Here is a 13,235-nt window from a genome sequence, read left to right on the forward strand (position 1 = left end):
GATGAAGATGCCTGTTAAGCTGGCGGCGATCGCGGTCGGGGCGTTGGCCGTCGGCGGCGGCGTGTTCCTGGCCGAGGGCTTCGCCCGGCCCGCCGAAGCGGCCGAGATGACCGTCTACAAGAGCGACTCCTGCGGCTGCTGCGGCGGCTGGGTCGATCATATCCGGCGCTCGGGCTTCGAGGTGAATGTGATCGCGACCGACGAACTGGTCCCGGTGAAGCAGCGCCTGAACGTGCCGCAGTCGCTGTGGAGCTGCCATACGGCGGTGATCGACGGCAAGGTCATCGAGGGCCACGTTCCGGCGGCGGGCGTGAAGGCCTTCCTGAAAAACCCCGGCCAAGCGCGCGGCATCGGCGTGGGCGGCATGCCGACCGGCTCGCCTGGCATGGAGGCGCCCGGATATGCGCCCGAACGCTATGAGGTCATGAGCTTCGGCGCGGGCGCGCCGGCGCGCTTCATGACCTTCGTCGGCGCCGATCCTGCCTGACGACGGTCTTGAACTGAAGACGACGACGGCGGCGCCCCTTGCGGGACGCCGCCGTTTCTCGTTCCGGCCGGGGCAGGAGGCCGGAGCGAAAGCCTTCAGCCGTTAGGCCAGAACCATGATGGCGACGCGGCGGTTCTGGGCGCGGCCTTCACGGGTGTTGTTCGGCGCGACCGGCTTGGCGGCGCCGTAGGAAATGGTCGCCATGCGGTTCAGCGCGATGCCCTGATCGCTCAGGAAACGACGCACCGCTTCGGCGCGCTCCTGGCCCAGACGCTCGTTGATCTGGTCGTTGCCGGTCGAGTCGGTGTGGCCCTGGATTTCCAGATAGACGTTGGCGTTCTCGGCGCGCAGGCGCTGAACCAGCTCGGCCAGACGCTGCTCGGCTTCCGGCGACAGTTCGGTGTGGTTGACCGGGAACTTCACCGAGTCGTCCGACAGCACGACCTCATACAGGAACTTGCCCTGGGCCAGTTTGTGCGCGGCGTTGGCGCGGGCCAGGGCTTCGCCCGCCGTGCCTTCCACCTGGGTGACGTGGGCGTCGACGCCGTCGACGCGCTCGTTCACGACCTGGACGTTGTCGCGGACGAACCGGTGGCTGGCGCAGCCGCTGACGGCGACGCCAAGAACGGCGACGGCGCCGATGACAGCGGTCCTAGATGCCAATTTGATCAAATTCAGTCTCCTTCATGCCCGGCCCAACCCCGGGGGATGTTTACGCGCCGCACCGGTGTCGGTTGCAAAACGGCGGAGCAAAGACGCTCGAAGAAGTGAAAAGGTTCAGCTTGACTGTAAAAAAATTTCAATAATCGACGTTCTTGCTGTTTTGAGCCGATTTATGGTCTGGCTTGTTGGCGCCATTTTCCTGACGTGCTGGGATGACCATTATCGAATATCAAAGGGTGAGGAGAATCTATTGAAAGCTTTGGTGTTTGGGGCCGTCAACAACTGCAAGGCCCATGACGGCAAGGCTTGGGGAGCCTTGGGGTGAAGGCGGGGCCTCGTCGCCATCGGGACAAGGCCGGCCCGATCGTCGCCAGCCTGATCGCGCACGGTTTGGTCCTGGCGCTGATTATTGCTGCGCCGGTTGAACGGCCGCCGGAGGCTCCGGTTCCGCCGGCAGTCGAGGTGATGCTGGTCGACCCGCCGGAGCCTCCGCCGCCGCCGCCGCCTTCAGAACCTGCGCCGGGCGACGCGCCTGCGGGCGGTTCGGAGGCTGCGCCTGCGCCGAAGCCGGAACCTGCGCCAGCCGCGCCCGCGCCGGTCCCCGCTCAGACGCCCGAAAAGGCGCGACGCACCGCGCCTACGCCGCCGACGCCGCGGCCCAGCCGCCCGACGCCGCGTCCGACGCCGGTCGAGCCTCTGCCCATCTCCGCGCCGGAGCCCAGCGTCTCCTTCGTCCTGCTAGGCGAGGGGGCTCTGAGCGGCGCCCTGACGGCCGGTCAAGGCGCGGGCGGCGGCGGGGGCGCAGGGGCGGGCGTCGGCGGCGGCAGCGGCGGCGGGTCCGGTTCGGGCGTGGGCGGCGGCTCGGGGCAGGGCTGCGACATGGTCAAGCGCATCCAGGACGCCCTGCGCAACGACGCGCGCATCAACGCCGCCATCGGCCAAGCCTATCGCACTTCCGGCGCCTCGGGCCGCGCCATCCTGATGTGGAACGGCGACTGGCTGCAAAGCCCCGGCGAAGAGGGCAAGGGGCTGGCCGGGGTGCGCCAGGCCATCGCCGTGACGGTCGGCTTCTCGTCGCGCGCCTGTAAGGCCGAGACGGTGAACGGCTATGTGCTGCTGACGCTCAGCGACCAGCCGGGCGCGCCGCGCGTGGCGCTGGGCGGCGGGCGCTGGCGCTGGTCGGACCTGCTGTCGCTCTAGGCGCCGAAGCCCAGCCCCAACGGACCATAGAGCCAGGTCAGCCAGGCCCCGATGGCCAGGAAGACGCCGAACGGCAGGCGGTCGGTGGCGGTCACGGGGCGACGCAGCACGAGCTTGGCCGCCACCAGGCTGAGGCCGGTCAGGGACGCCCACAGCAGCACGCTGGGCAGGCCCATCCATCCGACCCAGGCGCCGATCGCGCCCAGCAGGAAGGGGTCGCCCCCGCCCAGGCCGTCGCGTCCGCGCAGGCGCTTGTAGAGGAAGGCCAGCAGCCACAGCCCGCCGAAGCCCGCCGCCGCCCCGATCAGGGGCGTCTTCAGAGGCCCGATCAGCGACCACTTCAGCCCGCTCTGGACGTTCGCCGGGTCCAGGGCCACGGCGGCGAACAGGCCGCTGAGGAACAGGGGCAGGGTCAGGGCGTCGGGCAGCCAGAAATGCTCGGCGTCGATCACGGCGATCAACAGAAGCTGCCAGCCCAGCACGGCCCCGGCCAGCGCCCAGGCCGGATCGGGAAAGCACAAGGCCGCCCAGACGCCGACCGCGCCGGACGCCAGTTCGATCAAGGGATAGCGCAGGGGAATGACGGCGCCGCAGTCGCTGCACTTGCCGCGCGACAGCGCCCAACTGACTAGCGGGATCATCCGCCAGGGCTTGAGCGGCCGCCCGCAGCCGCCGCACTGCGACCGGCTGACCACGATGTCCTCCCCGCGCGGCAGGCGCAGGCTGACCAGGCCCAGGAAGCTGCCGACGATCAGCCCCAGCCCGCCCATCAGAAGCGCCAGCATCATCTATTCAGTCCCCCGGTCTCAAACGATCTCCCTATTGCGTCGTGAGCCTGGGCGGACGCAATCAAAATGCCGATCGCGCGTCAGTTGTGTCGTTTGGCTGCGACACTTGCGACGGATCGGCGCCGCCAAGGGCGGGAGGACTGGACGTCAGGCGGGTCCGGTAGATAGTCACCAATTGTGAACAGCCCTTCGCCCATCGACAGTCTGACGCCGCGCGAGCTTGAAATTCTGCGCTTCGCCGCCAGCCGTCTGGGCGACAAGGAGATCGCGCAGGAGCTGAATCTCTCGCCCCGTACGGTTCAGAACCATCTGCACCGAGCCTATGAAAAGCTGGGCGTATCCAACCGCATCCAGGCGGCGCGGCTCCTGAGTGATCATTACTCAGGGGAATCGATCGCAATGTCGCCGCCTCTTCCGATCAAGGCAGATAGGGGCGTCAGCGAGGCTCCTGTCGGACTTCTCGAGGACGGGAAGGCGCCGGGGGGCGCGCTCTATCGGCGCTACATTGCGCTGAACGAGTGGCGTCGCCCGCGTAAAATGGGCGGCTCCGTATTGTGGCTGATCCTGCTCTGGGCCTTGGCCTGGCTCATGATCGCCGTGGTTGGAGCCAGCCTGATCAATCCCGTTCTGGAGATGATTCACAGCCTGGCGTGACGTTATCGTCGCTGGAGCTGTGCATGATCCATCAAGCTTAGAATTTCGTCGTGTGAGTAGCGGGTCGAACGCTCTGCAGAGCGAACGGCTGGAGATCGTCTGATGCATCCTGTTCAGATCATACTGCTGACGGCCAACGCCATCGCCTTTCCGCTTCTGCTGTGGCGGGGGCGTGCGGCGGATCGGCTGGCGACATTGGCCATGATTGTGGCTCCGTTGTTGTCGCAGCTTGCTTTCGATCTGAACTGGAACGGCGTTTATGTGGGCATCTTCGTGGTGGATGTCCTCTTCTTCGTCAGCTTGTGGATGCTGGCTGAGCGCGCCGGGCGCTGGTGGATCGTGTCGGTCGCCAGCTTTCAGTTGATCGGGCTGCTGGGACATTTCGCGCCCTTCCTCGCGCATGAGCGCCTGGCCTGGGCTTACTTCACGCTGATGTGGGCGGTTTGGGCGCTCATCAGCCTGACGGCATTTTTTGGCGTCTGGGAGGTCGAGGCCGACCGGCGCTACGCCCTGGAGGGGCGTCATGGCTCAAAAATGGTCGATGGAGGCGGCGCAGGCGCTGCTGCGACAGTGGAATAACCGCGCGGTCGAGGCGTCCGTGCGCGCCGGCGGCCTGACGGCCGACCTGAATGCGGTCGAGGCCTGGCTGCTGGACCAGCGGCCCGACAGCTTGGCTGAAGCCGAGCGGCTGCTGGACCTTATCGTTTCGCACGAGGCGGGCGGCGGCCGGGGTCTGGAGCAGCTTTGCCGCGTCGGCGGCGCGGTTCGCAACGACGTGACGCCGCACCGCAGTCGAGTGGAGCACAGCTTCGCTCCGCGCGCCTCGGGACCGCTGGCCGGGCGGGCCTGAAAGTCATCGTTTGATGATCGTCGGTCGGGGTTCCGCCTCGCCGACGGGGCTGTTACATTCGCTGACAGTCCGCGACGAAGCCTTGCGCCGTCGCTCCGCCAAGCGGTTTTTCCTCCCATGATTTCTGCTGTTCGCGTCGCGTCTCTCGCGTCCGCCTCCTTGTCCGTGCTCGCTTTCGCCGCGCCTGTTTTGGCCGAGGCGCCCGTCGACGCCGGGCCGACCCAGGTGTCCGAGATCGTGGTGACGGCCGAGCGGCGCGAGGCGCCCCTGGCGGCGACGCCGCTGTCGCTGACGGTGGCGAGCCAGCCCCTGCTGGACGGCGTCGGCGTGCGCGACATCAAGGATCTGCAGATCCTGGCGCCGGGCTTGATCGTGGCCTCGACCTCGAACCAGACCTTCACCACCGCCCGCATCCGCGGCGTCGGCACGGTGGGCGACAATCCGGGTGTGGAAAGCTCGGTCGGCGTCATGATCGACGGCGTCTATCGTCCCCGCAACGGCGCCGCCCTGGGCGATCTGGGCGAGGTCGAGCGCATCGAGGTGCTGAAGGGGCCGCAGGCGACCCTGTTCGGCAAGAACACCTCCGCGGGCGTCATCAACGTCGTCACCGCCGCACCGTCGTTCGACGCGCGCATGGCGGGCGAGGCGACCTTCGGCGACTATGGAACGCATGGCGGTTCGGTGTCGCTGACCGGCCCGATCGTGGATGAGGTTCTGGCCGGGCGGCTGTATGTCGCCGCGCGCCGCCGCGACGGCTTCTATGACATCAAGACGGGAGACGGCCCGCGCACCTCGACCGATGATCAGACCGAAAACTATGACACCGTGCGCGGTCAGTTGCTGTGGCGCGCCACGCCGAACCTGACCGCCCGTTTGACCGCCGACTGGACCGAGCGGGACGAGCGTTGCTGCGTCGGCGTGCAACTGGTCACGGGCGCCACCGGGCCTCTGCTGGCGACCTTTGCGCCCGATGGCGGCGTGGCGACGACGCCGAAGCCGTGGGATCGCGTGGCCTACTCGAACCGCGACACCAACACCCGCATCCGCGACAAGGGCCTGGCCCTGCACCTGAGCGCCGACCTGGGCTGGGCAAGGCTGGACAGCACCTCGGCGGTGCGCGACTGGCGCGGCGTCATCAGTCAGGACTGGGACTTCACCTCGGCGGATCTGGCCTATCGTCCCGACGACGGCAGCTGGTCGAACCGCTTCCGCACCCTGACGCAGGAGTTCCGTCTGTCGGGCCAGCGCGGAAAGCTGGATTGGTCGGCCGGCGCCTTCTTCGCCGATGAGAAGCTGACTCGCCGCGACAGCCTGTTCTACGGCGCCGACTACGAAGGCTACGTTAGCCGCCTGCTGTCGCGCTCGGCGTCCAACCCGCTGGGTGATCCGACCTTCGTATCGGGACTGACCGGCCTGCCCGTCGGCGCGAGCTTCGTCGAGGGCGAGGGCCAGCTGGACCGCTATTGGCAGACGGCCCGCAGCGCCGCCCTGTTCGGCCAGCTCTCCTACGCCGTGACCGACCGCCTGACCCTAACCGGGGGCCTGCGCCGCACCCATGAGAAGAAGGAGATGACGGCCGCCTATCACAACACCGACGGCGGCCGCGCCTGCGCCGCCGCTCTGGCCAACGGCGTCCGCAACGCCATCCTGTGCCTGCCGTGGTCGAACCCGGCCTTCAACGGCCTGAGCCAGTCGGAGACGGTCAAGGACGAGGCGTGGACCGGCATGGCCCGCGCCGAGTTCAAGGGGGTCGAGGGCGTGCGCCTCTACGCCTCCTGGTCGCGGGGGCGCAAGAACGGCGGCTTCAACCTGGACCGGGGGCAGACCAATCTGGTCCCCGACGCCTCGCGCGCCTTCCCGGCGGAAAGCGCCGACGCCTTCGAGGCGGGGGTGAAGAGCGTGATGCTGGATCGGCGCCTGCTGGTCTCGGCCGCCGCCTTCCGCCAGACCTATGACGACTTCCAGCTGAACACCTTCCTGGGCACGACCTTCTTGGTCCGCTCCATCCCCGAGGTGCGGGCCAAGGGCGTCGAGGCGGACTTCATGTTCCTGCCGTTCGAGGGCCTGTCGCTGCAGGGCGGCCTGACCTACGCCCAGACGGAATACGGCCACGACGCCGTGCCGGGCCTGCCGTTGCTGGCGGGCAAGCGGATGAACTTCGCCCCCCTGTGGAGCGGATCCCTGGCCGGAACCTATGAGCGGCCGGTGGCGGCAGGGCTGACGGGCCGCGTCACCCTGGCGGCCAAATATTCGTCGGAATACAACACCGGCTCGGACCTGGACCCGGCCAAGAGCCAGCCGGGCTTCTGGCTGGTCGACGGCCGCGTCGCCCTGGCGCGGGACGACGCCTGGAGCGTCGAGCTGTGGGGCCGCAACCTGTTCGATCAGGACTATCGTCAGGTGGCCTTCGGCGCCCCGTTCCAGACGGGCACGCTGGGCGCCTTCCTGGGGGCGCCGCGCACGGTGGGCGTGACCCTGCGGGTCATGCGCTAAGGCCGGAAGGAATGGCTAGGGGAGCGGGCGAACCGTCGCCTGCTCCCGCCCACTGAGGCAATTTTGCTTCCACTTGACCGCATATTGCGCTTGCGAGAAAAGAAGGCGGGCGCAAGGCTTGACTTCAGCACCCCCTGTCCCAGATAGGCGGGCTCAGAGGACGACCTCTCCCATCATTGGGCATGACGCTGGGACGACCCGGCTTGCCATGCAAGGGAGCAAGTCATGGCCTGGATTTTCCTTCTTCTCGCCGGTCTGTTCGAGATCGTCTGGGCCTTCCTGATGAAGGCGTCCGATGGCTTCAGCAAACCCTGGCCGACCATCGGCACCATCGGCTTCATGATCATCAGTTTCGGCCTGCTGTCGATCTCGATGAAGACGTTGCCGCTGGGCACCGCCTATGTGATCTGGACCGGCATCGGCGCCGTCGGAGCCTTCCTGGTCGGCATCGCCGTGCTGGGCGAGCCGGTCACGCCGATGCGCGTGTTCGGCGCCGTGCTGATCGTCAGCGGCCTGGTTGTGCTGAAGCTCGCCTCCAGCCATTAATCGCGGCGACAGCCTCGGAGCTTCGCCATGGAATTGATCGTCGGACCGCGCCTCTTCTCCACCTGGTCCTTGCGGCCGTGGCTGGTGTTGAGGCGCGCAGGCGCCGTCTTCGAGACGCGCGAGGTCTGGTATCGCTCCGAGGCTGAAAAGGCTGAACTGCGCCGTCTGTCGCCCTCGGGCTTCGTGCCGCTGCTGAAGGTCGAGGGCGAAACGATCTGGGACACCCTGGCCATCAGCGAATGGGCGGCTGAACGCTATCCCGAGGCGAAGCTGTGGCCGGTCGATCCGACCGCGCGCGCCCTGGCGCGTTCGGCGACGGCGGAGATGCACTCCGGCTTCCACGCCCTGCGCGACCTGTGCGGCATGGGGCCGGATCATCCGATGGCCGGAGAGGCGCGAGCCGAGGCGCCGTCCGATCCGGGGCTGGACCGCGACCTGGCGCGTCTGGTCGTGCTGTGGACGCAGATGCGCGAACGCTTCGGCGCGGGCGGGCCGTGGCTGTTCGGCGACTGGTCGGTCGCCGACGCCTTCTTCACGCCCGTGGCGGCGCGGGTGCGCCATTTCCAGATCGACCTGTCGGCGCACGGCGACGACGGGACGGCCGCCGCCTATGTCGCCGCCCTGCTGGACCAGCCGCATTTCCGCGAGTGGGAGGCGGCGGCGCTGTCATCTAACGTTGATTAACCGATCCTGAGAACGCCGGTTTAAGAGTGCGTCCCTATAGTTCAGCTTGTTCTCGGAGGGGCGGAGCCATGCGTACGATCAGCAGGAACACCGACTGGGGCCGCACGGCCAGAGCCTACGCCCTGGCGGCGGTGGTCATGGCCCTGGTGTGGACGTCGCTTCTGACCCTGATGGTCTGAGGCGTCTTAATCGCGCCTCAGCGCGAGCCGCCGCCCAGCACGGCCTCGGCCACCTGCAAGGGCGCGGGGGGCGGCGCGACGTAATCCAGGCGGATCGGCACGGCGCGCGCGCCCGAGGCCACGGCGTCCAGCGTTTTCACCGGCCCGCCCATCATGCGCTGATAGATCCAGTAGGCCGCGACGACCTTCTCGACGTATTCGCGGGCCTGGGGCACGTCGATGGTCTCGATCAGCAGCAGCGGATCGGCGTCGGCGCCCAGCTTGCGGATCGCCGCCAGCATCGGCCCCGGCCCGGCGTTGTAGGAGGCCACAGCCTTGAGCAGGTCGCCCTGGAAGGACTCGATCTGGAACAGGCGGTTCACATAGTCCTGGCCCAGCTTCATGTTCACGGCCGGGTCCAGCAGGCGCTGGGGCGTGCGGACATAGCCCTGGTCGCCGGTCATGTGCGCGGCCGTGGTCGGCATCACCTGCATCAAGCCATAGGCGCCGGCGCCGGAACGGGCGTTGGCGTTGAAGTCCGTCTCCTTGCGCGCGATGGCGTAGACGAGCGCCCTCTCGATGGTGAAGCCGCCCATCGGCTGCAGGTCCGGCATCGGATAGCGGACGGCGTCGATGCGGCTGGCCTCGGACTGGGCCGCGCGGCCGGGCGCGACCAGGCGATACAGGCCGACCCACATCTGGCGCGCGGCGCTGTCGCCGCTGGCGGCGCGCAGGCCGTTGCGGGCCGCCTGTTCGGCGTCGTTGCGGCGGCCGACCTCGTACAGGGCCACGGTGCGGCGGGCGTCTTCGTCTGAGCGGATGAAGGCGTTGAGTTCGCGCGCATCGACGCCGATCGGCTCGGGCGTGAATGAGGCGCGTTGCAGCGTCGCCTCATAGGGGCGCGGCCCCTGGTTCTCGATCACCGGCTCCTCGCCCAGCTGACGCAGGGCGATCTGGCCGTAGAAGGTGGCCGGCCAGCGCGCGGCCTGGCGCAGATATTCGGCGGCGCGGTCCTGGCGGCCTGACTGGCCCGCGGCTCGCGCCGCCCAGAAGGCGCCGCCCGAGCGGACCCAGGGATCCTCGGTCGGGTCCTGGGCGACGTGCTCGAAGGCCTGGAAGGCGTCGGCGTGCTGCTCCATGCGCCAGGCGGCCAGGCCTGCGGTCCACCAGTCGCCGATCTGCTGGCCCGTGGCGTAGGCGCCGGCCAGGTCGTCGTTGTTCAGGGCCACGCGCGCGGCCTTGGCCGGGTCGTTGACGCCGCCGTCGCCGGGGCCGGTCAGGCTGGCCCAGGTGCGGGTCAGAAGACCGCCGGGGCGCTTGGGCTCGGGCGCGCCGTCGGGCAGGCGCCGCATCGCCAGGGTGTAGACCCGTTCGGCCATCGGCAGGTCGGAGTAGGTCTCGAGCCAGGCCGCCAGTTCGTCATAGCTGGCGACGTGGCTGGGGTGGAATAGGCGCTCGAACTCGACCTGACCCAGCAGGACGCGATCCTTGGCCTGGCGCGCCGAGGCGCGGGCCAGCTCCAGGTCGCCGCGCCGCAGGGCGTCGAAGGCCGTGGTGTAGCTGAGCCGGTCTTCGCTGCTCAGCGCCGTAGGCGAAGGCGAGGAGTCCGCGCCGGCGTCGGCATAGGGTCGGGAGGTGTCGACATCTTCAGCCTGGGCGAGGGGCGCAGCCATGGCGCAAAGCGCGAAGGCGAACAGGGACGCATGACGCGCCCGACGGATAGAATACATGACGCGGCGGCCCCCTTCGTCGGCGTCGGCCCCGTCTCGATTCGGGATTCTACGACGCTCTGCGGACTGGTCTCCAAGGGTTCAGGATGCCTGAATCAGGCGCCCGGCTCAACCACTTCGCCGCGCAGTCGAGCGGACAAATCTAGAATGTCCTTCCAAACCAAGCCCTTGGCCTGCGGCTGACGCAGCAGGAAGGCGGGGTGGAGGGTGGCCATGACGGGCGCGGCGATTCCGCCTTCGGACAATCGCCATTCGCGCCACTGGCCGCGCGTGCGCATGATGCCGTCGTCGGTCTTCAGCACGGCCTTGGCGGCGGCCGCGCCGACCAGCAGCACGGCCTTGGGCTTCAGCAGAGCCAGGGCGCGCTCGACGAAGGGGGCGCAGACCGCCTGTTCCTGCGGCGTCGGGGTGCGGTTGCCGGGCGTCTTCCAGAAGACGGTGTTGGTGATGAAGGCTTCGTCCAGCAGGTCCGCAGCCGTCAGGATGCGGTCCAGCAACTGCCCGGCCTGGCCGACGAAGGGCTGGCCGCGCACGTCCTCTTCGGCGCCGGGGCCTTCGCCGACGATCATCAGCGATCCTTGCGGATTGCCGCGCGCGAAGACGGACTGGCGGGCGCCCATGGCGCGCAGGGGGCAGCCTGCGAAGGCGGCGATGGCCTCGGCCAGTTCGTCCAGCGTGGTCGCCGCCGCCGCTAGGCGACGGGCCTCGGCCGCCGCTTCGCCGGGCGCGGGCGCGGCGCCGGGGGCGCGCAGGGGCGTGATCGTGGCCGGCCCCTTGGCCGCGACGGGGGCGACGAAGACGGTGCGGTCGACCGGCTCCGCCTCGAAACAGGCGTCCACGCCTGCGTCGCGCCAGAAGGTGAACAGGGCCTCTGCGGCAGCCATGTCGAGGGAAGGGGCGTTCATGAAGCTATAGGCAATAGGCCTTGACCGCCCCCGCGTCACCTCCCGATAAGGCGGATAACCACGACGACAACGAGGATTCAGGGGACATGGCCGAGGAAATGATCGAAGGCGGCGCCAAGAACGCATGGCAGGAAGCCGTCATCGACAACCTGCCGCCGCTGGAGGCCCTGTCGGGCGTCGAGCGTGAGGTCATGGAATATGACGTCGTCATCGTCGGCGGCGGCCCCGCCGGTCTGTCCGCCGCCATCCGCCTGAAACAGCGGGCCGAGAAGGACGGGAAAGAGATTTCCGTCGCCGTGCTGGAGAAGTCGGCCGAGATCGGTGGCCATGTCCTGTCGGGCGCCGTCATCGACCCCAAGGCGCTGAACGAGCTGTTCCCTGACTGGAAGGAACGCGGCGCCCCGCTGGAGACGCCGGTGACCAAGGACAAGTTCCTGGTCCTGGGCCCGCAGGGGCAGGCGTCCCTGCCGATGTTCGCCCTGCCGCCCTTCATGCACAACGACGGCTGCTACATCGCCTCGCTGGGCAATGTCGCGCGCTGGCTGGCTGAACAGGCCGAGGCGCTGGGCGTCGAAGTCTATCCCGGCATGGCCGCCAGCCATGTGGTCTGGGAGGAAGAGACGGGCCGGGTGAAGGGCGTCGTCGCGGGCGTCTTCGGCATCGACCGCGAGGGCAAGCCGACCGGCGAGTTCCAGCCGGGCCTCGAACTGCACGGCAAATACGTCTTCATCGCCGAGGGCGTGCGCGGCTCGCTGGCCAAGACCATCATGGCCCGCCACAACCTGTGCGACGCCGCCGATCCGCAGAAGTTCGGCATCGGCCTGAAGGAGCTGTGGCAGATCCCGGCCGAGAAGCACCAGTCCGGCCTGGTCCAGCACACGACCGGCTGGCCGCTGGACGACAAGACGGGCGGCGGCTCGTTCCTGTACCACTTCGGCGACCGCTATGTGTCCGTCGGCTTCGTCGTCCACCTGAACTACAAGAACCCCTTCCTGTCGCCGTTCGACGAGTTCCAGCAGTTCAAGCACCACCCGGCCATCGCCGAGCATCTGGAAGGCGGCACGCGCGTCTCCTACGGCGCCCGCGCCATCACCGAGGGCGGCTTCCAGTCGGTGCCGAAACTGGCCTTCCCCGGCGGCGCCCTGATCGGCTGTTCGGCGGGCTTCGTGAACGTGCCGCGTATCAAGGGCAGCCACAACGCCATGAAGACCGGCATGCTGGCCGCCGACGCCGCCTATGACGCCGTCATGGAAGGCCGCGAGGGCGACGTGCTGAGCGCCTATCAGGCGGCATACCTGCGCTCGTGGGTCTATAAGGAGCTGAAGGTCGTCCGCAACGCCAAGCCCCTGCTGTCCAAGCTGGGCACCATGATGGGCGGGGCGGTCGGCATGTTCGACCTGTGGGTCAACCACCTGACGGGCGGCTTCTCCTTCTTCGGCACCATGCGCCACGGCAAGACCGACGCGGCCTCGACCGAGCCCGCCTCGCAGCACAAGCCGATCGCCTATCCCAAGCCGGACGGGAAGCTGTCGTTCGACAAGCTGTCGAGCGTCTTCATCTCCAACACCAACCACGCCGAGGACCAGCCCGCGCACCTGAAGCTGCTGGACCCGTCCGTGCCGATCACCGTCAACCTGCCGAAGTACGGCGAGCCGGCGCGGCTGTACTGCCCGGCCGGCGTGTATGAAGTCGTCTATGCGGACGAGGCGAACCGCGCCGATCCGCGCTTCGTCATCAACGCCCAGAACTGCGTCCACTGCAAAACCTGCGACATCAAGGACCCGTCGCAGAACATCGTCTGGACCACGCCGGAAGGCGGCGGCGGTCCGAACTATCCGAACATGTAAGACACGCGCGCGGCTTCACCCTTCCCTTCATGGGGAGGGTGGCTGAGGCCGTCAGGCCGACCCGAAGGGCGGCGCGGAGCAGCCAAGCCGGGTGGGGGCGGCAAGGCAAATCAAGCGCGGCGCCCAGGATCACCTGGCCCTCCCCACCGCTCGTCGCTTCGCTCCGACCACCCTCCCCATGAAGGGGAGGGAGAAGCGTTGCGCTGCTTTTCCTCCACATGATCTTGCGG

General features: G+C 68.4%; 14 protein-coding genes. 10 read left to right on the forward strand and 4 right to left on the reverse strand.

Annotated elements, in window-relative coordinates:
- Position 1: 1 nt before the first annotated feature.
- Positions 2–487: a DUF411 domain-containing protein gene (locus tag AC3IPP_RS03460; RefSeq protein WP_489150372.1), complete on the forward strand. Its 486-nt coding sequence runs from the start codon at positions 2–4 to the stop codon at positions 485–487.
- 102 nt (positions 488–589) lie between these two features.
- Here AC3IPP_RS03460 and AC3IPP_RS03465 read toward each other — a convergent pair whose 3' ends face one another.
- The gene (locus AC3IPP_RS03465) at positions 590–1,150 is read right to left on the reverse strand and encodes an OmpA family protein (protein WP_087141544.1); all 561 of its coding nucleotides are present in this window, start codon (positions 1,148–1,150) and stop codon (positions 590–592) included.
- A gap of 1 nt (position 1,151) precedes the next feature.
- On the opposite strand from AC3IPP_RS03465, the gene AC3IPP_RS03470 reads away from it, so the two are divergent.
- Positions 1,152–1,475, forward strand: coding sequence for a hypothetical protein (locus tag AC3IPP_RS03470; protein WP_143276130.1), 324 nt, complete (start codon positions 1,152–1,154; stop codon positions 1,473–1,475).
- Positions 1,472–2,350 carry a hypothetical protein gene (locus AC3IPP_RS03475; RefSeq protein ID WP_489150373.1) on the forward strand — a complete coding sequence of 293 codons (879 nt, stop codon included), beginning with the start codon at positions 1,472–1,474 and terminating at the stop codon, positions 2,348–2,350. Before AC3IPP_RS03470 ends, AC3IPP_RS03475 begins: the two co-directional genes overlap by 4 nt.
- Here AC3IPP_RS03475 and AC3IPP_RS03480 read toward each other — a convergent pair.
- Positions 2,347–3,138: a prepilin peptidase gene (locus tag AC3IPP_RS03480; protein WP_489150374.1), complete on the reverse strand. Its 792-nt coding sequence runs from the start codon at positions 3,136–3,138 to the stop codon at positions 2,347–2,349. The genes AC3IPP_RS03475 and AC3IPP_RS03480 overlap by 4 nt on opposite strands.
- A gap of 177 nt (positions 3,139–3,315) precedes the next feature.
- On the opposite strand from AC3IPP_RS03480, the gene AC3IPP_RS03485 reads away from it, so the two are divergent.
- The 6 genes from AC3IPP_RS03485 (at position 3,316) to AC3IPP_RS03510 (ending at position 8,365) form a co-directional block, all read left to right on the forward strand.
- Positions 3,316–3,792 carry a helix-turn-helix domain-containing protein gene (locus AC3IPP_RS03485; protein WP_256968315.1) on the forward strand — a complete coding sequence of 159 codons (477 nt, stop codon included), beginning with the start codon at positions 3,316–3,318 and terminating at the stop codon, positions 3,790–3,792.
- A gap of 102 nt (positions 3,793–3,894) precedes the next feature.
- The gene (locus AC3IPP_RS03490; protein WP_256968313.1) at positions 3,895–4,371 is read left to right on the forward strand and encodes a hypothetical protein; all 477 of its coding nucleotides are present in this window, start codon (positions 3,895–3,897) and stop codon (positions 4,369–4,371) included.
- Positions 4,316–4,642 carry a hypothetical protein gene (locus AC3IPP_RS03495; protein ID WP_256968312.1) on the forward strand — a complete coding sequence of 109 codons (327 nt, stop codon included), beginning with the start codon at positions 4,316–4,318 and terminating at the stop codon, positions 4,640–4,642. Before AC3IPP_RS03490 ends, AC3IPP_RS03495 begins: the two co-directional genes overlap by 56 nt.
- A gap of 117 nt (positions 4,643–4,759) precedes the next feature.
- Positions 4,760–7,135, forward strand: coding sequence for a TonB-dependent receptor (locus tag AC3IPP_RS03500; RefSeq protein WP_489150375.1), 2,376 nt, complete (start codon positions 4,760–4,762; stop codon positions 7,133–7,135).
- Positions 7,136–7,360: 225 nt separating this feature from the next.
- Positions 7,361–7,681 carry a DMT family transporter gene (locus AC3IPP_RS03505; protein ID WP_489150376.1) on the forward strand — a complete coding sequence of 107 codons (321 nt, stop codon included), beginning with the start codon at positions 7,361–7,363 and terminating at the stop codon, positions 7,679–7,681.
- 27 nt (positions 7,682–7,708) lie between these two features.
- On the forward strand, positions 7,709–8,365 hold the full coding sequence (locus AC3IPP_RS03510; protein WP_489150377.1) for a glutathione S-transferase: 657 nt from the start codon (positions 7,709–7,711) through the stop codon (positions 8,363–8,365).
- Positions 8,366–8,561: 196 nt separating this feature from the next.
- On the opposite strand, the gene AC3IPP_RS03515 is transcribed toward AC3IPP_RS03510, so the two are convergent.
- Both AC3IPP_RS03515 and AC3IPP_RS03520 read right to left on the reverse strand, forming a co-directional pair.
- On the reverse strand, positions 8,562–10,253 hold the full coding sequence (locus tag AC3IPP_RS03515) for a lytic transglycosylase domain-containing protein (RefSeq protein ID WP_489150378.1): 1,692 nt from the start codon (positions 10,251–10,253) through the stop codon (positions 8,562–8,564).
- Between the two features lie 95 nt (positions 10,254–10,348).
- Positions 10,349–11,158: a uracil-DNA glycosylase gene (locus tag AC3IPP_RS03520; RefSeq protein ID WP_489150379.1), complete on the reverse strand. Its 810-nt coding sequence runs from the start codon at positions 11,156–11,158 to the stop codon at positions 10,349–10,351.
- A 191-nt stretch (positions 11,159–11,349) separates the two neighbouring features.
- Here AC3IPP_RS03520 and AC3IPP_RS03525 point away from each other — a divergent pair, with 191 nt between their 5' ends.
- Positions 11,350–13,005 carry an electron transfer flavoprotein-ubiquinone oxidoreductase gene (locus tag AC3IPP_RS03525; protein WP_489151034.1) on the forward strand — a complete coding sequence of 552 codons (1,656 nt, stop codon included), beginning with the start codon at positions 11,350–11,352 and terminating at the stop codon, positions 13,003–13,005.
- Positions 13,006–13,235 lie beyond the last annotated feature (230 nt).

This window comes from Brevundimonas sp. KH_060 (assembly GCF_057838275.1).